This is a genomic window from Pseudomonas sp. DR 5-09 (genome assembly GCF_001655595.1).
Lineage (GTDB): Bacteria > Pseudomonadota > Gammaproteobacteria > Pseudomonadales > Pseudomonadaceae > Aquipseudomonas > Aquipseudomonas pharyngis.
In genome coordinates this window covers 3,903,418-3,924,317 of sequence record NZ_CP011566.1, presented here as the reverse complement: position 1 = coordinate 3,924,317, position 20,900 = coordinate 3,903,418, and the positions used below count along the sequence as shown (strand labels likewise).

The 20,900-nt window shown below is 61.4% G+C and carries 19 protein-coding genes; 8 read left to right on the top strand and 11 right to left on the bottom strand.

Features of this window, described 5'->3' with window-relative positions:
- Positions 1 to 65 precede the first annotated feature (65 nt).
- Positions 66 to 1,721 (top strand): MFS transporter, encoded by a 1,656-nt coding sequence (locus PDR5_RS17510; RefSeq protein ID WP_064597535.1) that lies wholly within the window; start codon positions 66 to 68, stop codon positions 1,719 to 1,721.
- A complete protein-coding gene (locus PDR5_RS17505; RefSeq protein WP_039767224.1) occupies positions 1,718 to 2,860 on the top strand; it encodes an HlyD family secretion protein in 1,143 nt (380 codons plus the stop codon). The genes PDR5_RS17510 and PDR5_RS17505 overlap by 4 nt, the downstream gene beginning before the upstream one ends.
- A 2-nt stretch (positions 2,861 to 2,862) precedes the next feature.
- Here the strand turns inward: PDR5_RS17505 and copD are convergent, their stop codons facing one another.
- The 3 genes from copD to PDR5_RS17490 are packed head-to-tail and all read right to left on the bottom strand — an operon-like array spanning position 2,863 to position 4,568.
- Positions 2,863 to 3,720 carry a copper homeostasis membrane protein CopD gene (gene copD, locus PDR5_RS17500; RefSeq protein WP_064597533.1) on the bottom strand — a complete coding sequence of 286 codons (858 nt, stop codon included), beginning with the start codon at positions 3,718 to 3,720 and terminating at the stop codon, positions 2,863 to 2,865.
- A gap of 3 nt (positions 3,721 to 3,723) precedes the next feature.
- Positions 3,724 to 4,086, bottom strand: a complete 363-nt coding sequence (gene copC / locus PDR5_RS17495) for a copper homeostasis periplasmic binding protein CopC (RefSeq protein WP_064597531.1) — start codon at positions 4,084 to 4,086, stop codon at positions 3,724 to 3,726.
- A gap of 47 nt (positions 4,087 to 4,133) precedes the next feature.
- On the bottom strand, positions 4,134 to 4,568 hold the full coding sequence (locus tag PDR5_RS17490; protein WP_064597529.1) for a GNAT family N-acetyltransferase: 435 nt from the start codon (positions 4,566 to 4,568) through the stop codon (positions 4,134 to 4,136).
- A 147-nt stretch (positions 4,569 to 4,715) separates the two neighbouring features.
- Between PDR5_RS17490 and PDR5_RS17485 the strand changes: the two genes are divergently transcribed.
- Entirely contained in the window at positions 4,716 to 5,336 is a 621-nt protein-coding gene (locus PDR5_RS17485; RefSeq protein ID WP_007952885.1) for a TetR/AcrR family transcriptional regulator, read from the top strand.
- A gap of 228 nt (positions 5,337 to 5,564) precedes the next feature.
- Here PDR5_RS17485 and preA read toward each other — a convergent pair whose 3' ends face one another.
- The 3 genes from preA to hydA form a co-directional block, all read right to left on the bottom strand.
- Positions 5,565 to 6,839, bottom strand: coding sequence for an NAD-dependent dihydropyrimidine dehydrogenase subunit PreA (preA, locus tag PDR5_RS17480; protein ID WP_064597527.1), 1,275 nt, complete (start codon positions 6,837 to 6,839; stop codon positions 5,565 to 5,567).
- Complete coding sequence (locus PDR5_RS17475; RefSeq protein ID WP_064597525.1) at positions 6,840 to 8,207, bottom strand: NAD(P)-dependent oxidoreductase; 1,368 nt, start codon at positions 8,205 to 8,207, stop codon at positions 6,840 to 6,842.
- A gap of 167 nt (positions 8,208 to 8,374) precedes the next feature.
- A complete protein-coding gene (gene hydA, locus PDR5_RS17470) occupies positions 8,375 to 9,814 on the bottom strand; it encodes a dihydropyrimidinase (protein ID WP_064597523.1) in 1,440 nt (479 codons plus the stop codon).
- Between the two features lie 620 nt (positions 9,815 to 10,434).
- On the opposite strand from hydA, the gene PDR5_RS17465 reads away from it, so the two are divergent.
- A complete protein-coding gene (locus PDR5_RS17465) occupies positions 10,435 to 11,919 on the top strand; it encodes an NCS1 family nucleobase:cation symporter-1 (protein WP_064597521.1) in 1,485 nt (494 codons plus the stop codon).
- A 143-nt stretch (positions 11,920 to 12,062) separates the two neighbouring features.
- Complete coding sequence (locus tag PDR5_RS17460) at positions 12,063 to 13,346, top strand: Zn-dependent hydrolase (RefSeq protein ID WP_064597519.1); 1,284 nt, start codon at positions 12,063 to 12,065, stop codon at positions 13,344 to 13,346.
- A 60-nt stretch (positions 13,347 to 13,406) separates the two neighbouring features.
- Here the strand turns inward: PDR5_RS17460 and PDR5_RS17455 are convergent, their stop codons facing one another.
- Positions 13,407 to 13,613, bottom strand: coding sequence for a hypothetical protein (locus PDR5_RS17455; RefSeq protein WP_039767201.1), 207 nt, complete (start codon positions 13,611 to 13,613; stop codon positions 13,407 to 13,409).
- 170 nt (positions 13,614 to 13,783) lie between these two features.
- Here PDR5_RS17455 and PDR5_RS17450 point away from each other — a divergent pair, with 170 nt between their 5' ends.
- From PDR5_RS17450 to PDR5_RS17440, 3 genes are all read left to right on the top strand, one after another.
- The gene (locus PDR5_RS17450) at positions 13,784 to 15,274 is read left to right on the top strand and encodes a helix-turn-helix transcriptional regulator (protein ID WP_064597518.1); all 1,491 of its coding nucleotides are present in this window, start codon (positions 13,784 to 13,786) and stop codon (positions 15,272 to 15,274) included.
- Positions 15,275 to 15,464: 190 nt separating this feature from the next.
- Positions 15,465 to 15,707 carry a DUF1652 domain-containing protein gene (locus PDR5_RS17445; protein ID WP_039767197.1) on the top strand — a complete coding sequence of 81 codons (243 nt, stop codon included), beginning with the start codon at positions 15,465 to 15,467 and terminating at the stop codon, positions 15,705 to 15,707.
- An 854-nt stretch (positions 15,708 to 16,561) separates the two neighbouring features.
- Positions 16,562 to 17,215, top strand: a complete 654-nt coding sequence (locus tag PDR5_RS17440; RefSeq protein WP_236189071.1) for a trimeric intracellular cation channel family protein — start codon at positions 16,562 to 16,564, stop codon at positions 17,213 to 17,215.
- Positions 17,216 to 17,261: 46 nt separating this feature from the next.
- On the opposite strand, the gene PDR5_RS17435 is transcribed toward PDR5_RS17440, so the two are convergent.
- The 4 genes from PDR5_RS17435 to PDR5_RS17420 all read right to left on the bottom strand — a co-directional run bounded on the left by PDR5_RS17435 (position 17,262) and on the right by PDR5_RS17420 (position 20,875).
- Positions 17,262 to 18,029 (bottom strand): SDR family oxidoreductase, encoded by a 768-nt coding sequence (locus PDR5_RS17435; RefSeq protein ID WP_064597516.1) that lies wholly within the window; start codon positions 18,027 to 18,029, stop codon positions 17,262 to 17,264.
- Positions 18,030 to 18,067: 38 nt separating this feature from the next.
- The gene (locus tag PDR5_RS17430; RefSeq protein ID WP_064597514.1) at positions 18,068 to 19,135 is read right to left on the bottom strand and encodes a phosphotransferase family protein; all 1,068 of its coding nucleotides are present in this window, start codon (positions 19,133 to 19,135) and stop codon (positions 18,068 to 18,070) included.
- Positions 19,136 to 19,351: 216 nt separating this feature from the next.
- Positions 19,352 to 20,320 (bottom strand): 2-hydroxyacid dehydrogenase, encoded by a 969-nt coding sequence (locus PDR5_RS17425; RefSeq protein WP_064597512.1) that lies wholly within the window; start codon positions 20,318 to 20,320, stop codon positions 19,352 to 19,354.
- Positions 20,321 to 20,491: 171 nt separating this feature from the next.
- Positions 20,492 to 20,875, bottom strand: a complete 384-nt coding sequence (locus PDR5_RS17420) for a tautomerase family protein (protein WP_064597510.1) — start codon at positions 20,873 to 20,875, stop codon at positions 20,492 to 20,494.
- Between the last annotated feature and the right edge of the window lie 25 nt (positions 20,876 to 20,900).

Below are 20,900 nucleotides of genomic sequence, written 5' to 3'. Positions count from 1 at the left end.
ACAGTGGATAGGTGTTTGGTCAGGATTTGCGGCACACTTAAGCGACTACAAGACAAGGCCTTTCAATGGATCAATACGCCCCGCGCAACTGGCAGCCGCACGAGAAGCCCAGTCTGCCCGGTTCTCCCTCGACGCCGCTGCACTCCAACCCCAAGCGCCTGGCTTATGCGCTGGTGGGCTTGCTGGTGGCGGTGACCGGTGGGCTGGGTAATGCGCTGGTGGTCGCCAACCTGCCTTATCTGCAAGGCGCGCTCGGGGCGACGACGGCGGAGATGGCCTGGCTGCCGGCGGCGTATGTGATGACCAACGTGTCGATGAACCTGCTGCTGGTGAAGTTTCGCCAGCAGTTCGGGCTGCGGGCGTTTACCGAGGTGTTTCTGGTGCTGTATGCGCTGGTGACCTTCGGCCATCTATTCGTCAATGACTTGAATTCAGCAGTCGCGGTGCGGGCGGCCCACGGCATGGTTGGCGCGGCGCTCAGTTCGCTGGGCCTGTATTACATGGTGCAGGCGTTCCCGGCCAAATGGCGGATGAAGGCGCTGGTGCTGGGCCTCGGCACCTCACAGCTGGCCTTGCCACTGGCGCGACTGTTTTCCGAAGACCTGCTGCAGATCGCCGAATGGCGCGGCCTGTACCTGTTTGAACTGGGTATGGCGCTGCTGTCGCTGGGCTGCGTCCTGATGCTCAAACTGCCGCCGGGTGACCGGTTCAAGACCTTCGAACCGCTCGACTTCCTGACCTTCGCGATCCTCGCCAGCGGCGTCGCGCTGTTGTGCGCGGTGTTGTCCCTGGGGCGGATCGACTGGTGGCTGGAGGCCGACTGGATCGGTATCGCCCTGGCCGCGTCGATTGCGCTGATTCTCGCGGGGCTGGCCATCGAACATAACCGCAGCAACCCGATGTTGATGACCCGCTGGCTCGGCAGCGGGGTGATGATCCGCCTGGCGCTGGCGGTGATCCTGATTCGCATGGTGACCTCGGAGCAATCCACCGGCGCCGTGGGCTTCATGCAGAACCTGAACATGAGCAGCCAGCAGCTTCATAGCCTGTATGTGGTGATGCTGATCGGCAGCGTCGCCGGGCTGCTGACCAGTGCGCTGACCATCGACCCGAAACACCTGCTGATGCCGCTGATCATTTCGCTGGCGTTGATGGCCACCGGCTCGATCATGGACAGCTCATCGAACAACCTGACCCGCCCCGGCAACTTGTATTTCAGCCAGTTCCTGCTGGCGTTCGGCAGTACGTTCTTCCTCGGCCCGACCATGGTGCTGGGCACGCGCAACGTGCTGACCAACCCGCGCAACCTCGTGAGTTTTTCGGTGTTGTTCGGGATCTGCAACAACCTCGGCGGCCTGATCGGCGCGGCGTTGCTGGGGACTTTCCAGATCGTGCGCGAGAAGTTTCATTCCAGCCATATCGTGGAGCAACTGGTGATGTCCGACCCGCGTGTCGCCGCCCGGGTACAGAGCGGCGGATCGGCGGTCGGCTCCGTGATTGCCGACCCGAGTCTGCGCAATCTGCAGGGCATTCGCAGCCTGGCCAACGCTGCCACGCGCGAAGCCAACGTACTGGCCTATAACGATGTGTTCATGCTGATCGCGGTGATCGCGATCCTGACCATGATCTGGATTTCCATCCGTGCGCTGTGGCTGATCAGTACCACCAAAGCCGTCGTCCCGACACCTTCCGTACCTTCCAGCGGTGCCACTTCTTCATGACCGAACCGACTACCACGACCACCAATGCCATCGCCGCCACCCCTGAAGGCGTGGCGCCGCCGTCATCACCGAACACCGAGCCGCGTTCGTTGCGGGTGCGGATCATCTCGTCGCTGGGCTTTGCCGCGATTGCCATCGTCGGCGTGCTGATCGTGCTTTACGCCTGGCAGCTACCGCCGTTCAGCAGCGCAGTTGAGACCACCGAAAACGCTCTGGTGCGTGGGCAGGTGACGATCATCGGCCCGCAGCTTAGCGGCTATGTGTTTGAGGTGCCGGTGCAGGATTTCCAGTTTGTGAAGGAGGGCGATTTGCTGGTCCGTCTCGATGACCGCATCTATCAGCAACGCCTCGACCAGTCGCTGGCACAACTGGCGGTGCAGAAGGCCTCGCTGGCCAACGTGGTGCAGCAGCGCAACAGCGCCGAAGCGACGATCAAGTTGCGGCAGGCGGTGGTGGCCGACAGCGAGGCGCAGCTGCGCAAAAGCGAGGCCGACTTGCGACGCAACAAGGCGCTGGTCAATGACGGTTCCGTGTCCAAGCGTGAGATGGACGTGGCGCTGGCCGCCAATGCGCAAAGCATTGCGGCGGTGGCGCAGGCCAAGGCCAATCTGGAAATCGCCCGGCAGGATCTGCAAACGGTGATCGTCAATCGCGGTTCGCTGGAAGCGGCGGTGGCCAGTGCCGAGGCGGCGGTGCAGTTGGCGCGGATCGATTTGTCCAACACCCGGATCATCGCCCCGCGTGACGGTCAGCTCGGGCAGATCGGCGTGCGTCTGGGCGCTTACGTCAACTCCGGGGCGCAGTTGATGGCGCTGGTGCCGAACCAGAAATGGGTGATCGCCAACCTCAAGGAAACCCAGATGGACAATGTGCGCGTGGGGCAGCCGGCGAGCTTCACCGTCGATGCCTTGAACCACCGCAAATTCACCGGCCATGTGCAGCACATCTCACCGGGCACCGGTTCCGAATTCGCGTTGTTGCAGGCCGACAACGCTACCGGCAACTTCGTAAAAATCGCCCAGCGGGTGCCGGTGCGCATCACCATCGATCCGGATCAGCAGGAGAGCGAGCGCCTGCGACCGGGGATGTCGGTGGTGGTCAGCATTGATACGGCGGCGGGTGACACCCAGAAACACTGACCTCAGGCGGCGGTCATCGGCGGCAAGGTGCCAAGCACGGAAACTGCCGCCACGGCGCCGATCCCCAGCAGCCATTCGAGCATGACGCTGCGCTTGAGGGTGTCGATCCGCTGTTCGCAATCGTTGATCCGCAGGCGATTGAACAGCGCCAGTGCAAGCATGCCGAACACCAGCAGCGCCTTGATCAACAGGATCAGGGCGAAGCCCGAGAACAGCGGTGTCGGCCACCATTGGCCGGTGAGTACGCGCACATTGATCAGCCCGGTGATCAGCAGGCCGGCGACCAGTGCGTAACCGAGCCCGCTGAAACGCTGCAAGACTTCGCGCATGTCTTTGTCAGGTTGGCGCAGGATCATCACCAGCATCAACAACCCACCGAGCCAGGCGCCGACGCAGGTCAAATGAATGACCTGATTGAGGATCAGCATCTGGCCACTGAAGCCGTCGAGCATCGCCCCGTGTCCGACCGGTGCCAGCGTCATCAGCAGCACCGCACTCAAGCCCAGCTGCAATGGTCGGCTCGAACGCCACGGCGTAAACAGCAACGCCAGCAACAGCGCATTGATCAACAGATGCCAGCGCCAGACCTGACCGAAAAACGTATGACCGAGAACCAGCTCGACGGTGGGCGGATCAAACGCGGCAGCCGCCGAACCGGCCATGCTTGCGGTAATCAACAACGCCCAGGTGACGCCGCTGGCCAAGGCAATCGCCACCAGCCAGCGAGCCAGTCGCGCCAGCTGCCGATCCAGCGTCGGCGCTTCACCCTTGAGCAGCAGCGGCCGGAACAGCCAGGCCCCGAACAGCATCAACACCACGATGAAATGCAGGAACCGGCACAGCACCAGCGCTTCACTCATGAATTACTGGCCAACCTTGAACTGATAGGCGCCTTCGCTTGTGTGTGTGTCGACCGACACCGCATGCCATTCGACCTTGTACTCGCCAGCGGTCAGCGGTGTTTCGGGGGTGACGATCAGGGTTTTCTTGTCACCTTCGGTGGTCAGCGGTTTGACCGCCACCGGCTTGCCATCGTGGGTCATGGTGACTTTGGTGAAGCTGGCTTCGACGCCTTCGGAAAACACCAGGCGCAGATCTGCCGGTGCAGCGACGGTGCTGTCGGCAGCCGGGGTCTGGCTTTTCAGATGGGCGTGGGCGAACGCCTGGGAAGTGACGATCAGCGAAGCCAGCAGCGCGCCAGCGGTGAAGAGTTTTTTCATCGGCATGGAAAGATTCCTTTCAGTGAAATGGCGGGCTGAGTATAGAACCTGGATCACAGGGCTTTCAGGCGCATGTGAATGACCGGAAAGGGCCGGCCTTCGCCGTCGAGTGCCGAGCGGCCGATGTCTTCGAATCCGTAGTGCCGGTAGAAGCCGTGGGCTTGCGGGTTCTGTTCGTTGACGTCGACCTTCAGCAGTGGGCGGCGGACATGGTCGAGCAAGCGCCGGCCGATGCCCTGGCCACGGTGAGCCGGGTCAATGAACAGCATTTGTACGGTGTCCTCGTCGGTGGCGATAAAGCCTGCCGGGGAGTGGTCGGGGTTCTCGAAAACCTGCACATCCAGCGCGGGCAGGTAGGTGTCACGCACCAGCGGGAACAGCCTATGGATGTCGTCTTCCGGGAGGAAATCGTGGGTGGCGCGGACCGAGCGCTCCCACAGTGCGGCGAGCTGCGGATCATCCGCAGCGATGCGCTTTCGAATGGTCATGGGCAGGATCCTTCAGTGTCTGACGGGGAGAAGGAGGGCGATCCTAAACCAGAAAAAAGCGCAAGTGTGTGAAGAATCGTTCTCGGCTGTCGCCCCTTGCCCAGAGCGGATGCTAGTCTTCAACCACGTTGTCTTCAGGGAGCCCTCATGGGCAATCACAAGATCGAAATCCGCCGCACCAACGTCGACAAGATCCTGCTGGCGGCGGAGAAAGTCTTCGCCGAGAAAGGTTTCGGCGGCACCGCCATGGCGGACATCGCCGCGGAAGTGCAGCTGCCACGCTCCAATCTGCATTACTACTTTTCGACCAAGAGCGAGCTGTACAGCGCGGTGCTGTTCGACCTGCTGGAAGTGTGGAAGCAGGACGCGCTGTGCTTCGAGATGTTCGACGATCCGCGCGTGGTGCTCAGCAGCTACATCCGCGCCAAGATGAACCACTCGCGCAGCCGGCCTTACGGGTCGAAAGTCTGGGCCAACGAAATCATCCACGGCGCGCCGACCCTCGGCGAGGCGCTGGATGTGAGCCTGTACGACTGGGCGAAGATGAAGGAGGCGAAGATCCGGCAGTGGGTGGAGGACAAGCGGATTCTGCCGGTGGAGCCGTCGAGCCTGCTGTACATGATCTGGGCCTCGACGCAGCACTATGCGGACTTCGATCATCAGGTGAATATTCTGAATGAGCACCAGCCGCTGTCGGACATGCAGTTCGAGCGGGCGGTGCAGACGGTGACGAGTGTGATTTTGCGGGGGATCGGGTTGGAGCCCTGAAAGTCAAAAGCTGGTCCTCACCCCAGCCCTCCCGAAACGTCGGACCGCCCGGAGGGAGAGGGAGCCTACGGAGGTGTCATTCGGGTTACATCGACCTGCAAGACCGGGTCGATTATGGATTCAAAGCAGATCGTTCATGTCGGTGCAGTTCATCAATATTCCCCGGTCGGTTCCCTCTCCCCTTTGGGAGAGGGCTAGGGTGAGGGGACTTCCGGATCCACAGGCGATCTAGACCGCAACGTGATACGGATTCCTCGGATCATGATTCCAGTCCAGAAACGGCTTGCCCGTTTCCATCGGCACCATCTCGATGCAATCCGCCACCGGACAAGTGATCTGGCACAGATTGCACCCCACACACTCATCATCGATCACTTCATATTTATGCGTGCCATCGGCCTGTTTCAGGCTGCTGATCGCCTGGTGTGAAGTATCCTCGCAGGCAATGTGGCAACGCCCGCAACCGATGCACGCCGCCTGGTCGATCTTCGCGATGACTTGATAGTTGATGTCCAGGTACTTCCAGTCCGTGGTGTTGCCCACCGCGCGCCCGGAAAACTCGGCAATGCTGGCGTAGCCTTGACTGTCCATCCACCGCGACAGGCCATCCTTCATCTCATCGACAATCCGGAAGCCATGCAGCATCGCCGCCGTGCACACTTGCACCGCGCCGCTGCCCAGTGCGATGAACTCTGCCGCATCACGCCAGCTGCCAATGCCGCCGATGCCGCAGATCGGCAGGCCCTGGGTCTGTGGATCACGGGCGATTTCCGCGACCATGTTCAGCGCGATCGGTTTGACCGCCGAGCCGCAATAACCGCCGTGGGTGCTTTTGCTGCCGACGGTGGGCAGGGCGACCATGTGTTCGAGGTCGACGCTGGTGATCGAGTTGATGGTGTTGATCAGCGACACCGCATCGGCGCCGCCGCGATGGGCCGCACGCGCGGCGACGCGGATGTCGGTGATGTTCGGCGTCAGCTTGACGATCACCGGCAGCGAGCAATAGGTCTTGCACCAGCGCGTGACCTGCTCGACGTACTCCGGCACCTGACCGACCGCTGCGCCCATGCCGCGCTCGGGCATGCCGTGGGGGCAGCCGAAATTCAGCTCGATGCCGTCAGCACCGGTGGCTTCCACCAGCGGCAGTATGTGTTTCCACGACTCTTCAACGCACGGCACCATCAGCGACACGATCAGCGCGCGATCCGGCCAGTCCTTCTTCACCTGAGTGATTTCCCGCAGGTTGATTTCCAGCGAGCGGTCGGTGATCAGTTCGATGTTGTTGATGCCCAGCACTTCGCGGTTGGCGCCATAGTGCGCCGAATAACGCGACGACACGTTGACCGCCGCCGGGTCTTCACCCAGGGTTTTCCAGACCACGCCGCCCCAACCGGCCTCGAAGGCGCGCACCACGTTGTAGGCCTTGTCGGTCGGCGGCGCGGAGGCCAGCCAGAACGGATTGGGGGCTTTGATACCGGCGAAGACAATCGAGAGATCGGCCATTTACGCAGCCTCCACGTTGAGCATCAGTTGAGCGTTGATCGCCTCGGCGGCGCGCTTGCCGTGTTGCACCGCTTGCACGGTCAGGTCCTGATCGAGGCTGGTGCAGTCGCCGCCGGCATACACGCCGGGGATGCTGGTGCGCAGGTTTTCATCGACCTGAATCCGTTCGCCCTGACGTTTGAGTTCGCGGGCCAGCGGGTCGACGAGGGCACTGCCGTCGAAGGCCTGGCCGATCGCTTTGAAGATCGCATCGGCGGCCAACTCGAACGTCTCACCCGTGGTTTGCAGGCGACCATCCACCAGATGCGTGCGGGCGAAGCGCATGCCGCGCACTTTGCCTTGAGCGTCGAGCAGCACTTCCTCCGGTTGTGCCCAGGTCAGCAGCCGCACCTGATTGGCCTTGGCGATGTCCTGTTCATGGCCGGTGGCGCCCATGTCCGCCGCGCCACGGCGATAGACCAGATTGACGTCACGGGCACCGAGGCGGGCCATTTGCACGGCCATGTCGATGGCGGTGTTGCCGGCGCCGAGGACGATGCAGTGTTCGGCCAACGGCAGTTGCGACAGGTCGTCGGCCTGACGCAGTTCGCGGATGTAGTCGGTGGCGGCGAGCAGGCCGGGGGCGTCTTCGTGGGCCAGGCCGAGTTGCTTGCTCGCATTAAGACCGAGGCCGAGGAACACTGCGTCGAACTGTTGATGCAGTTCGCTCAAAGTCAGGTTGTCGCCGAGTTTCTGTCCGTGGCGGATTTCGATGCCGCCGATCTGCAGGAGGAAATCCAGCTCCTTCTGCGCGTAGTCGTCGACCAGTTTGTATTTGGCGATCCCGTATTCGTTAAGCCCGCCAGCCTTCTCCCGCGCTTCGAAAATCACCACGTCATGCCCGTGCATGGCGCTGCGATGCGCGCAGGACAACCCGGCCGGGCCAGCACCGACCACGGCGATGCGTTTGCCCGTCGCGGCGGCGCGTTGGAATGGATGTTCGGTGAAGTTCGCGTTGTCCACGGCGTAGCGTTGCAGCAGGCCGATCAGCACCGGCGCGCATTCGTGGGCGTTGTTGCGCACGCAGGCTTGCTGGCAGAGGATCTCGGTCGGACAGACCCGGGCGCAACTGCCGCCGAGGATGTTCGCCGAGAGGATTTTCTGCGCGGCGCCGGGCACGTTGTCCTGATGGATATTGCGGATGAACGACGGAATGTCTATCTCGCTCGGGCACGCATTCACGCACGGCGCGTCGTAGCAATACAGGCAGCGCGAGGCTTCCAGATGCGCCTGGCGGTCGTTGAGCGGCGGCGCCAGATCGGTGAAATGGCCGGCGAGGGCGGCCGCACTTTCGTGTGGGTGCGGGAGATGGTTCAGGGTTTCGATCACGGTTTTTTGCCTCACGGTTATTTGAGGTTTTCTGCCTCTGTCGGGCAGTGGTTTTTTGTGGTGTCTGAACTGGCCTCATCGCTGGCAAGCCAGCTCCCACAGGGATCTATGGCGCTCATAAAAACCTGTGGGAGCGGGCTTGCCCGCGATGAGGCCGAAGGCCGCTTTCAGCGTTTCACAGCAGTAGGCTTATGTTGCTCAGCCCGCTTGCTCAGCAAATCAAACACCGCCGGATACGCCGGCCGTTCGATATAGCGGCCTGCGCCACGCTCGGCGCGCAGGTCGCCGTCGGCCCAGACCACCCGGCCCTGGCTGACGGTATGGCTCGGCACACCGGTCACGGTCTTGCCTTCGAAGATGTTGAAGTCCACCTGCTGATGGTGGGTCTTGGCGGAGATGGTGCGGGTGCCTTGCGGGTCCCACAGCACCAGGTCGGCATCTGCGCCGACGCGGATCGCGCCCTTGCGCGGGTAGAGGTTGAAGATTTTCGCGGTGTTGGTGGAGGTGAGGGCGACGAAGTCCTGCATCGACAACCGTCCCGAGTTCACCCCTTCATCCCACAACACCGCCATGCGGTCTTCGATGCCGGCGGTGCCGTTGGGGATCTTGCTGAAATCGTCGCGGCCGGCGGCTTTCTGCTCGGCGCAGAAGCAGCAGTGGTCGGTGGCGGTGGTGTGCAGATTGCCGCTCTGCAAGCCATGCCAAAGCGCGTCCTGATGCCCGCGCGGACGGAACGGCGGGCTCATCACGTAACCGGCGGCGGTCTGCCAGTCCGGGTGCTGGTAGACACTGTCGTCCAGCAGCAGATGCCCGGCCAGCACTTCGCCGTAAACCGGTTGGCCCTTGCTGCGGGCATAGGTGATTTCGTCGAGGGCTTCCTTGGTCGAGACGTGCACCAGGTACAGCGGCGTGCCGATGGTTTCAGCGATCCGGATTGCCCGGCTCGCGGCTTCGCCTTCAACCTGCGATGGCCGCGACAGTGGATGCGCTTCCGGCCCGGTGATGCCCTGGGCCATCAACTTGCGTTGCAGGTGATAGACCAGCTCGCCGTTTTCCGCGTGCACGGTCGGCACCGCGCCGAGTTCCAGGCAGCGCTCGAAGCTCGCCACCAGCGTGTCGTCGGCGGCCATGATCGCGTTCTTGTAGGCCATGAAATGCTTGAAGCTGTTGATCCCGTGATGGCTGACCAGCTCGGCCATTTCCTCCCGCACCTGCTCGCTCCACCAAGTGATCGCGACGTGGAAGCCGTAGTCGGACGCGGACTTCTCCGCCCAGCCGCGCCACTGGTGAAAGGCTTCGAGCAGCGACTGCTGCGGATTGGGAATCACGAAATCGATGATCGAGGTGGTGCCGCCGGCCAGGCCAGCGGCGGTGCCGCTGTAGAAGTCTTCGCTGGCTACGGTGCCCATGAACGGGAGTTGCATGTGGGTGTGCGGATCGATGCCGCCGGGCATCAGGTACTGGCCGCTGCCGTCGAGCACTTCGGCGCCGGCGGGAACGTCCAGGTTTTCACCAATGGCTTTGATCACGCCGTCAGCGCAATAGACATCGGCGCGGTAACTTTCATCATGGGTAACAACGGTGGCGCCACGGATCAACAGAGACATTCCGAGTTCCTCGCAGGCATGACCGACTTGTGCCGGTTCTAGTGTTTTATTGTCTGCAGCGGCAAATGCGTAATCTTGTCAGCGCTGTCAGGAATAGACGCTAGTCGCAGTTCTGCAATTGATCAAGATTATTTTTTATAAGCTTATGACTGTTTTAAGTAGCTGATAAATAAAAATAAAAATACAAAATCACCAAAATGGTGAGGCGCTTCACCATTTTGACGCACTTGACAGGTTGGAAATATGAGCAAGATTTCCTATGTGAAATCAGCCGCTTGAAGTTGAGCGGAGAGTGACGCGTCCTGAAGAAAAATAATGCAGTGCACCAGATTGAGTCCTGACAGTTCGGACAACTTGCCTGGCATTTAGCCTGAGTGTTCAGTCAAGTTTTCGCGGCCTCACAAGGTGAATAATTAAAACTGATAAACATCAGTCAGTTGCAGGAAATAGAAAGCACGGCCCGATGCGAAGCGGGGCACCCGGCACGTTTATTGATGCCGCCGCTGACACCATGGCCGGTGCATTAAGGTTGTCAGTTCCTCCGGCCATCGTCCGGCCCGCACCTGCGTGTGCAGCCGCCTGATGAGCAAAAAAATAATCAGAAGAACAGTGGAGCGGCCATGCAACAGAACAGATCGCAAGTGACCGAGCGCGACGGCTTGTTCGAACTCGAAGCCGGCAGCGACGTCCTCGACAGTCCCCGATACAACCACGACATGGCACCGACCAAGGTGCGCGAACGAACCTGGAACAAATGGCACATCACCGCGCTGTGGGTCGGCATGTCGATCTGCGTGCCGACCTACACCCTCGGCGGCGTGCTCACCGCATATTTCGGCCTGAGCGTCGGCGAGGCCTTGCTGGCGATTCTGTTTGCCAACGTCATCGTCCTGATTCCCCTCACGCTCAATGCGTTTCCCGGCACCAAGTACGGGATTCCGTTTCCAGTGTTGCTGCGCTCGTCGTTCGGGATTCTCGGCTCCAACGTGCCGTGCCTGATCCGCGCGCTGGTGGCGTGCGGCTGGTTCGGCATTCAGACCATGTTCGGCGGGCTGGCGATTCACCTGTTTCTCGGCTCGGTGTTTGACGGCTGGAAATCCCTCGGCGGGACGGGAGAGGTGATCGGTTTCATGGTCTTCTGGGCGCTCAACCTGTGGGTGGTGATCCGTGGCGCCGAGTCGATCAAATGGCTGGAAACCCTGTCGGCGCCGCTGCTGGTGGCGGTCGGCATCGGGTTGCTGGTGTGGGCCATGCCCAATGTGTCGATGACTGAATTGCTGGCGATCCCGCCGAAGCGTCCCGAAGGCGCGAGCGTGGTCAGCTACTTCGCCGCCGGCCTGACGGCGATGGTCGGTTTCTGGGCCACCCTGTCGCTGAACATTCCTGACTTCAGCCGTTATGCCCGCAGCCAGAAGGATCAGATCCTCGGGCAGATTTTCGGTCTGCCGCTGACCATGTTCCTGTTCGCCGCACTGGGCGTGGTGATGACCGCCGCCTCGGTGAAACTGGTGGGCGTCAGCGTTTCCGATCCGGTGACGTTGATCGGCCATATCCAGAGCCCGGTGTGGGTCGCGGTGGCCATGGCGCTGATCATCATCGCCACGCTGTCGACCAACACCGCCGCCAACATTGTTTCGCCAACCAACGACTTCCAGAACATCGCGCCCAAAGTGATCAACCGCACCAAAGCGGTGATCCTCACGGGGTTTGTCGGGCTGGCGCTGATGGGCCATGAGCTGCTGAAGAAGCTCGGGCTGATCGTCTCCGATGTCAGCCTGGAAACCGTGTATTCGAACTGGCTGCTGGGCTATTCCAGCCTGCTCGGACCGATTGCAGGGATCATGGTGGTGGACTATTTCCTGATCAAGAAACAGCAACTGGACCTGGCTGGCCTGTACCGCGACGACGTGTACCCGGCGTGGAACTGGGCCGGGTTCATCGCGTTTGGCATGCCGGTGGTGCTGACCCTGCTGTCGCTGGGCAGCAGCGCATTCAGCTGGTTCTACAGCTACGGCTGGTTCACCGGCTCGGCGCTGGGCGGGTTGATCTATTACGGGTTGTGCGCGATGCGTGCGCAGCCTTCTGTCGCGAAATCACCGGTGTGATGGAGGGCCTTATCGCGAGCAGGCTCGCTCCCACATTTGGAATGCGTTCCCCTGTGGGAGCGAGCCTGCTCGCGAAGACGGCCTGACTAACGCCGGAGATGTATCCGAAGAAACTCATAAGAAAACTGCCTGAGGAGATCCCCATGAACGCAGCCGTAGACGTTCTGCAATCGACCCATCAGCACATCAACCGCGACCGCTTATGGGCGTCGCTCATGGAGCTGGCGAAGCTCGGCGCGACGGTCAAGGGCGGGGTCTGTCGCCTGGCCCTGACCGACCTCGACCGCCAGGCCCGCGACCTGTTCGTGCAATGGTGCAAGGACGCCGGTTGCAGCGTCACGGTCGATGAAGTCGGCAACATCTTCGCCCGCCGCCCCGGCCGCAACCCGAACCTGCCCCCGGTGATGACCGGCAGCCACATCGACACCCAGCCCACCGGCGGCAAGTTCGACGGTTGCTTCGGCGTGCTCGCCGGGGTCGAGGTTCTGCGCACCCTCAACGACCTCGGCGTGGAAACCGAGGCACCGCTGGAAGTGGTGGTCTGGACCAACGAAGAAGGCTCGCGCTTCGCCCCGTGCATGATGGGCTCCGGCGTGTTCGCGGAAAAATTCACCCTCGAAGAAACCCTGGCCAAGGTCGATGCCGACGGCATAACGGTTGGCGAAGCGTTGAACGCCATCGGCTACGCCGGACCGCGCAAGGTCAGCGGACACAAGGTCGGCGCCTATTTCGAAGCGCACATCGAGCAAGGCCCGATTCTTGAGGACGAGCAGAAAACCATCGGCGTAGTACTCGGCGCACTGGGGCAGAAGTGGTTCGACCTGAAACTGCGCGGCGTCGAAGCCCACGCCGGCCCGACCCCGATGCACCTGCGCAAGGACGCTCTGGTCGGCGCCTCGGTGATCGTCGGCGCGGTCAATCGCGCTGCCCTCGGCCACCAACCCCACGCCTGCGGCACGGTCGGTTGCCTGCAAGCCTATCCCGGCTCACGCAACGTCATTCCCGGCGAAGTACGCATGACCCTCGATTTCCGGCATTTGGAACCGGCACGCCTCGACTCGATGATCGCCGAGGTCAAGCAAGTCATCGAAGCGACCTGCGAAGAACACGGCCTGACCTATGAACTGACCCCGACCGCCGACTTCCCGCCGCTGTACTTCGAAAAAGGCTGCGTCGACGCGGTTCGTGGCGCCGCCAAAGGTCTGGGCCTGTCGCACATGGACATCGTCAGCGGCGCCGGCCACGACGCGATTTTCCTCGCCGAACTCGGCCCGGCGGGGATGATTTTCGTGCCGTGCGAAGGCGGTATCAGTCACAACGAAATCGAAAACGCCGCGCCGGACGATCTGGCGGCCGGATGCGCGGTGTTGCTGCGGGCGATGCTGGCGGCTTCGGCGGCGGTGGCGGGCAAGCAACGCGCGGCGTAAAGCCAGGGTTGGGTAGTCAAGAGACTGTGGCGATCTGGCAGATCGCCACAGACACCCGGCTCAAGTTGTTCTTTTGTGGCTCAGCTCTGCCTTGCGCCGTTCCTTGCCATCCGGGCTGCCGATGTTCAACAGCCTTCTTTCGATCATCACGTTTTCCAGTGCCTGCCGCTCTGCCGGGTCCATCTGGTGTTCGCGCTTTTTCAGCTCCAACAGAATGGGTGTGGACCACGTGCGATAGGTCCGTTCGGTAATACGGTCGCTCGTCATTTGTCTCTCCTTGATCAGATGCCCGGCCGCAGGCGCGGACACAATCCGTCGAGGTACTAACGTTAGACGAGAAAGCCGCGAGGCGCTAATAGTCAACGCTCAATCGTGGTTGGCACGATCACAACCGTCCGCGGTCGTAAATTTCACATGCGCGAACTTGTGGAGAATCAATGAGCCGGGACGTCCTGACCACCGAAACCAATCGCCGTCAGTTGCAGCAAATCATTGCCGGGCTGTCTGACGGGGTGATTCTGCTGGAGATCGACCAGACGATTCTCTGGGCCAACGAGGCGGCGCTGACGATGCATGGCGTCAGCCGCATCGGCGAGCTGGGCAACAACGCCGGGGAATATGCCGAGCGCTTCAATCTGCGGTATCGCAACAACCACGCGCTGGCACCGGAGCAGTACCCGATCTGCCGTGTGGCCGCCGGCGAAACCTTCAGCGACATGCTGGTCGAAGTCTCCCCGTGCAGTGACGAGGAACGCACCTGGGTACACAGTGTGCGCAGCATGGTGCTGACCGATCGCGATGGCGAGGTCGAGTCGCTGGTGCTGATCATGAGCGACGTCACCGATTGGGCCAACGCCGAGCAGCGCTTCGAAAAAACCTTCAATGCCAACCCGGCGCCGGCGGTGATCTGCCGCCTCAGCGATCTGCGTTATATCAAGGTCAATCCGGGGTTTCTGGAAATGACCGGCTACGCCCGCGATCAGGTGATCGGCGCCTCGACTTATGAGCTGGATATTCTCGAACGGGCCGAGCGCAAGGATCTGGCGATCCAGCGCCTGCGTGATGTCGCGACCATTCCGCAGATGCAGGCCGAACTGCGTCTGCCGGACGGTGGCAGCAAACAGGTTATCGTCGCCGGCCAGCCGTTGGTGCTCAACGACGAAGACTGCATGCTGTTTTCGTTCGTCGACATGGAGCCACGGCACAAGGCCGAGGTCGCCCTGCGCCAGAGTGAGGAGCGGTTCGCCAAGGCCTTTCGCCTGACGCCGGTGCCGATCCTGATTTGCAGTGCCGACGAGCAGCGGCTGATCGATGTCAACCAGGCCTTCCTCGATACCTTGGCTTACGACAGCGACGACGTGCTCGGCAAGACCGTCGCGCAACTGGACTTCATCGATGAAAAGGCTGAGCGCGCCCGTTTGCTGGCGGCGCTGGAGAAGACCGGCCGGGTCGATCGCGCCGATATGCGAATCCGCAAGAAAAACGCCGAAGTGCTGGAGTGCGCGGTGTCCGCTGACACCGTCAACATCCAGAACACAGTGTGCTATCTGCTGGTGCTGATGGACATCACCGAGCGCAAGCACACTGAGCTTGAACTGGTGGCAGCGATTGAAGAGGTGATGAAGGATGCGTCGTGGTTCAGCCGCACGCTGATCGAAAAGCTGGCCAATGTGAAGAAGATCAACTCGCCGCAGTTGCCCAGCGTTTCGTTCACCGATCTGACCGCCCGCGAGCGCGATGTTCTGGGGCTGATCTGCGAGGGGCTGGCGGACAAGGAAATTGCTGCACGGTTGAAACTGGCGCCGAATACAGTGCGCAATCATGTGGCGACGGTTTATTCCAAGCTGGATGTGCACAGCCGCAGCGAGGCGATTGTCTGGGCCCGCGAACGGGGGTTGTTCTCGGGGAGCAGCCGGGGACAGCGCTAAGGTGCAAATGCACTAGTTCATGAGGTGCAAATTCGGGTGTCTGACAAGGCAGGCTGTTCTTAGGCTGGTGGGGTGCGATGCGGGTTTCGTTCGTGATCGTGTCCCTTCCGTCGTTGTTATTGGATCAGACCATGAATGTGTTGTTTGTCATTGAACCTGGCGTGTTGCGTCGATTTTCGGAGCTGGCGCGATGATTTATCTGACGCAGTTGCGGGCGCAACTTGAGCGTAGTTTTTCGCCGTTGGCTTGTGAGTGTGTGGTGGATGGGGATCATTCCCTTACTGTGAAGTTGTATCACCCGGCTTCAGGGCAGGTTGATCTGGTGATTAGTGGGTTGAGTCTGGATGCCTTGCGTACTTCGGAAGCGGTGGATGCTTTGGTTGATGAATTGCGGTATGAGCTTGAGAGTAATTCGTTGCGAACGCCGGGGTGAACTTAGCGGTCTCTGGGCCGACCTGGTTCATGGGGTTTTTGGGTGAATATCCGATTCTTCGGGTGTTGCGGCTGGCGGTTCCGCTCTTACAGCGGGTCACTTTGGCAAACGCCCCAAAGTAACCAAAGGTCTTGTGCCCTGACGTACGGCCCTCGCTGTGGCTCGGGTTCCTTCGCTCCGGGATTGATCCGGGGGCATCGCCTACGGTTTGCTTCGCTGCACCTCCTCTCGATGTGTTTGGCTTCGCCAAACGGTCGCTGCGCTCCCACCCCCGGATCAATCCCTCCACTCAGCCTGCCGACGGGGCTAGCACGTCAAAAGCCTTTCTCGAGCTAACGCTCATCGTGGTGAGTGGTGAGTGGTGAGGAGCGTAGGGCCGATTTTGATCGTTCCCACGCTCCGCGTGGGAATGCAGCCCAGGACGCTCTGCGTCCCAATCCGACTTTCACCTGTGGGTGATGGCTTGTCGGCGGTGGCGATGGATCAGTCGACTCATTCCGAAAATCGACAGCAAATCCTGCCAGTTCGAGCCATTTCACTGGCACTCACCCCCCACTGGTCTATAAGGAATGAGTGGTTCGGTTTCCATAGCCGGGCGTTGTCCTGCTCGGCGACGGGAGTTTTCTTCCATTCATCGCGGGTCATCCTATGAACAATCCTGGGAAACGCGTGTGTGCTTCGTTGTTGTCGGCTTTCGGTCTGGTGCTGCTCAGTGGTTGCGCCAGTCCTCCACCCCCTCCGCCGGCAGCGCCGCCTCCGCCACCTGAGCGCACTTGTCAGGTCATGGAAAATACCGAGGTCGCCGGTGATGCCTATGCCGACGGGCAAGTGACTCGACACATCACCAAGACCCGTTGCGTCACTCAATAAGCCGGGCGCCGTTGAAGGCGCGGGTCGAGTGGATTGTGCTGGTGGCCGATCTGGTTGGCACCGCAGTCTTTGCCGTGGAAGGCGCGATTGCGGCGATGCGCAGTCAGCTCGATCTGCTCGGGGTGATGGTGATTGCGTTTATCGTCGCGCTCGGTGGCGGGGTGACGCGTGATCTGTTGATCGGTGCTACGCCGCCCAAGGCTGTGGCGGACTGGCGCTATCCGGCGCTGGCGTTTGCCATGGGCGGGGTGGCGTTTGTTTTTCATGAGCTGGTGCTGGGCTGGTCCGGTTCGACCCTGATCGTGCTGGATGCGGCGGGATTGGCGCTGTTTGCCGTGGCCGGGGCGCAGAAGGCGTTGAATTTCGGGATCTCGCCGTTTGTGGCCATGTTGATGGGCACGATTACCGGGGTCGGTGGCGGGGTGCTGCGTGACATTGTGCTGGCGCGGGTGCCGGTGGTGTTGCAGGCGGATTTGTATGCCAGCTCGGCGTTTGTCGGGGCGGCAGTGTTGATCGTCGGGCGCAGGCTGGGTGTGCCACCGGTAGCGGCTGCGTTGCTGGCCGGGGCGGCGTGTCTGTTGTTGCGGTTGTTGTCGGTGCATTTCGGCTGGCAGTTGCCGAAGGTTCTGGAGGCATGAAGAGGGCAGCCCTCGGGCTGCCCTTTTCTTTTGCGTCAGAAGCGGCTCAGGACAGGAATCCGCCGTCCACGTTCAGCGACACGCCGGTGGTGTAGCTCGAGGCGTCGCTCGCCAAGTACAGCACGGCGCCGGCCATTTCGCTCGGGTCGGCGACGCGTTTGAGCGGGATCTGTGTCAGGGCCTGTTTCAGGATCGCGTCGTTCTTAACCAGGGCCGAGGCGAATTTGGTGTCGGTCAGGCCCGGCAGCAGGGCGTTGCAGCGGATGCCGAACTGCGCGCATTCCTTGGCGAAGACTTTGGTCATGTTGATCACCGCAGCCTTGGTCACCGAGTAGATGCCCTGGAAGATGCCTGGCGAGATGCCATTGATCGAGGCCACGTTGATGATGCTGCCGCCGCCGTTTTCGCGCATCAGCTTGCCGGCTTCCACCGACATGAAGAAGTAGCCGCGGATGTTCACGTCGACGGTTTTCTGGAAAGCGCCGAGGTCGGTGTCCAGCACGTTGCAGAACTGCGGGTTGGTCGCGGCGTTGTTGACCAGGATGTCCAGCCGGCCGAACTGTTCCTTGATCCCGGCGAAGACCTGGCTGATCTGTTCCATTTCGCCGATGTGGCAGGCGATCGCTGTGGCCTTGCCGCCGTCGGCAATGATGGCATCGGCCACGTGCTGGCAGCCTTCGAGTTTGCGGCTCGAAACGATGACATGGGCGCCTTGCTGGGCCAGCAGTTTGGCGATGGCCTCACCGATGCCGCGGCTGGCGCCGGAGACGAAAGCGATCTTGCCGTCGAGGTCGAACAACTGAGTCTTGGACATGGGATTCCCTTGTAGTAAGCCTTGTTATAACGCCGTCATCAGAGGCTGGATTTGGCAATGACCTGCAGGCTCATCTGCTCCAGCAGTTTGTTCATGTGAATGAACTGCGCGAAGCGTTTGTCCTGGGTCTGGCCATGGAAGAAGCGGTAGTAGATCTGCTGCACGATGCCGGCCAGGCGGAACAGGCCGTAGGTGTAGTAGAAGTCGAAATTGTCGATCCGGATCCCCGAACGCTCGGCGTAATAGTCGACGAATTCGCGGCGGGTGAGCATCCCTGGCGCGTGGCTTGGCTGACGGCGCATCAGTTGCACCGGTGCCGGGTCGTCGGCCTGGATCCAGTAGGCGAGGGTGTTGCCCAGGTCCATCAGCGGATCGCCGAGGGTGGTCAGTTCCCAGTCGAGCACGCCGATGATCTGCATCGGGTTGTTCGGGTCGAGGATGACGTTGTCGAAGCGGTAGTCGTTGTGGACGATGCTGGAGGTCGGGTGGTCGGCCGGCATCTTGTCGGTGAGCCAGGCTTTGACCTGTTCCCAGTGCGGAGCGTCCGGGGTCAGGGCTTTTTCGTAACGCTCGCTCCAGCCTTTGATCTGGCGGGCGACGTAGCCTTCAGGCTTGCCCAGATCGCCGAGGCCGCAGGCGTTGTAATCCACCCGGTGCAGCTCGACGAAACGGTCGATGAAACTCTTGCACAGGGCTTCGGTTTTCGCTGAATCCAGCCCCAGTTCAGGCGGCAGGTCCGAGCGCAGGATGATCCCCTTGACCCGTTCCATCACGTAGAACTCGGCACCGATCACCGACTCATCGGTGCAGTGCACATAGGCTTTCGGGCAATACGGGAAGCCGTCGCGCAGCTGGTTGAGGATGCGGAATTCGCGGCCCATGTCGTGGGCGGACTTGGCCTTGTGGCCGAACGGCGGACGGCGCAGGACGAATTCCTGGTCCGGGTATTCCAGCAGGTAGGTCAGGTTCGACGCGCCGCCGGGAAACTGGCTGATTTGCGGTGTGCCGGTCAGGCCCGGTATATGCGCCTTGAGGTACGGATCGATCAGGCTGGCATCGAGTTCTTCGCCAGAGCGGATACGGGTGGACTGGTCAGTAAGCGCCATGCTTATCCCTTCTGCTTATTTTGGAGGCCAGACATCATTGGCTAATCTAATGGCGCGCTCGGGTCGTCACAAGCGCGGTCCGGTCTTATAGGTTAGCGTGTTGGACGGTAATCAACTTTGGGAATGGGCGTGGCGTCCCGCAGCCCAACGCCGCCACGCTTGGCATGATTTCGGCAGACGCCGAATCCCGGCGTCTTGAACTTTGCCTGGCGCGCTTTAGTGCACGCGCTGGTTGTTCAGCTTCGGCGGCAACTGGAGGGGCGTCAGCACCGGTTGGCCGGAGAAGAAAGCCACCAGATTTTTGCCCACCAGTTCCACGGTGCCCTGGGTGGCTTCCGGTGATAACCCGGCGACGTGCGGGGTCAGAAGCACATTGCTGAGGTTTTTCAGTGCATCGGGCACTTGCGGCTCGTGATCGAACACATCCAGCGCCGCCCCGGCGATGCGACGTTGTTCCAGTGCGCTGATCAGTTCAGCGGTGGCGATGACGCTGGCGCGGGCAATGTTGACGATAAAACCGTTGGGCCCCAGGGCATCGAGCACCGGGCGGGTCACCAGATGCTGGCTGCCGATGCCGCCGGGCGTGGCGACCACCAGAAAGTCCGAGGCCCGGGCCAGTTCGGTCGGGGTCGAGCAGAACGCGTAAGGCACGTCGCTGCGCACCTGACGGTTGTGGTAGCTGATCTCCATGTCGAAGCCCAGGCCCGCACGTTTGGCAATCGCCATTCCCACCGCGCCCAGTCCGAGAATCCCCAGGCGCTTGCCGGCCAGTGACGGGCGCATGATTTTCGGCCACTCGCCCCGACGCACGGCTGCGTCGCAGCGCGGTATGTCACGCACCAGCGCCAGCAGCATGGCCATGGCGTGGTCGGCCACCGACGAAGCATTGACGCCGGCGCCGTTGGTCACGATCAGACCCCGGTCGCTGGCGGCCTGCAGGTCGACCTGCTCGTAACCGGCGCCGATCACGCAGATGATTTTCAGCGCGGGCAATGCGGCGATCTCTTCAGCATATAAACCCAGCGGGCCGCGGGTCAGCACCGCGTCAATCCGCGCCCCGTGGGTGGCGATGGCTTGCGCACGTTCGGCAGGGGTCGGCGCGAGAATCAGGTGAAAACCCTGATGTTCTAGAATCGGCAAATAGTCATTGATGGTTTCAACCAGTACCAGAACGGTGGCGGGCATTGCTCGGCTCCTTGATCGTCGGTCTTCAGGCGCAAAAGTCGGTTCAGAGTGCTGACTCCAGAGCGGTTTGGCAATGGCTGGCGCGGCCCCGCATCAGGCAGTGTAGGAGCTGATGCGGGGAGCGCTCGGGTGCTTCGTCAGAAGGTGAGGCCGGCGCCGGTGGTCACAGGATCAGGTCACGTACTGGGCGATGCCGTTGCCGAACGACCAGTTCTCTTTTTTCACCTCCACCAGGTTGATAAACACATCCTCCTGACGCACGGCCAGTTGCTGGTTCAGGTTGCGCGCGATGGTCTGGAACAGCCGTTGTTTCATCTCCACGGTGCGGCCTTCGCTGATGGTCAGTTGGATGAACACGATGCCGTCGCTGCGTTGGATTCCCAAATATTGCGGGTCATAGATCAAGTGCTGGTCGTCGTGCTCGGCCAGCACCTGAAAGTTGTCATGTTCCGGCACATTGATCTCGCTGCGCAGGGCGGCGTAGATCACTTCGCCAATGCGTTTGGCGAACGTCGGGTCCGGGTTCTTCTTGATGTCGACGCGGACGAGGGGCATGGGATGGCTCCACAGGCGAGGGGGA

Bases quoted from the DNA above. Each gene is read 5' to 3' on its own strand.
- PDR5_RS17505 (WP_039767224.1), top strand. From the start codon at position 1,718: ATGACCGAACCGACTACCACGACCACCAATGCCATCGCCGCCACCCCT.
- copC (WP_064597531.1), bottom strand. From the start codon at position 4,086: ATGCCGATGAAAAAACTCTTCACCGCTGGCGCGCTGCTGGCTTCGCTG.
- PDR5_RS17490 (WP_064597529.1), bottom strand. From the start codon at position 4,568: ATGACCATTCGAAAGCGCATCGCTGCGGATGATCCGCAGCTCGCCGCA.
- PDR5_RS17450 (WP_064597518.1), top strand. From the start codon at position 13,784: ATGAGCCGGGACGTCCTGACCACCGAAACCAATCGCCGTCAGTTGCAG.
- hydA (WP_064597523.1), bottom strand. From the start codon at position 9,814: ATGTCTCTGTTGATCCGTGGCGCCACCGTTGTTACCCATGATGAAAGT.
- PDR5_RS17430 (WP_064597514.1), bottom strand. From the start codon at position 19,135: ATGGCGCTTACTGACCAGTCCACCCGTATCCGCTCTGGCGAAGAACTC.
- PDR5_RS17485 (WP_007952885.1), top strand. From the start codon at position 4,716: ATGGGCAATCACAAGATCGAAATCCGCCGCACCAACGTCGACAAGATC.
- PDR5_RS17435 (WP_064597516.1), bottom strand. From the start codon at position 18,029: ATGTCCAAGACTCAGTTGTTCGACCTCGACGGCAAGATCGCTTTCGTC.
- PDR5_RS17460 (WP_064597519.1), top strand. From the start codon at position 12,063: ATGAACGCAGCCGTAGACGTTCTGCAATCGACCCATCAGCACATCAAC.
- PDR5_RS17420 (WP_064597510.1), bottom strand. From the start codon at position 20,875: ATGCCCCTCGTCCGCGTCGACATCAAGAAGAACCCGGACCCGACGTTC.
- PDR5_RS17510 (WP_064597535.1), top strand. From the start codon at position 66: ATGGATCAATACGCCCCGCGCAACTGGCAGCCGCACGAGAAGCCCAGT.
- PDR5_RS17455 (WP_039767201.1), bottom strand. From the start codon at position 13,613: ATGACGAGCGACCGTATTACCGAACGGACCTATCGCACGTGGTCCACA.
- PDR5_RS17425 (WP_064597512.1), bottom strand. From the start codon at position 20,320: ATGCCCGCCACCGTTCTGGTACTGGTTGAAACCATCAATGACTATTTG.
- copD (WP_064597533.1), bottom strand. From the start codon at position 3,720: ATGAGTGAAGCGCTGGTGCTGTGCCGGTTCCTGCATTTCATCGTGGTG.
- PDR5_RS17445 (WP_039767197.1), top strand. From the start codon at position 15,465: ATGATTTATCTGACGCAGTTGCGGGCGCAACTTGAGCGTAGTTTTTCG.
- preA (WP_064597527.1), bottom strand. From the start codon at position 6,839: ATGGCCGATCTCTCGATTGTCTTCGCCGGTATCAAAGCCCCCAATCCG.
- PDR5_RS17465 (WP_064597521.1), top strand. From the start codon at position 10,435: ATGCAACAGAACAGATCGCAAGTGACCGAGCGCGACGGCTTGTTCGAA.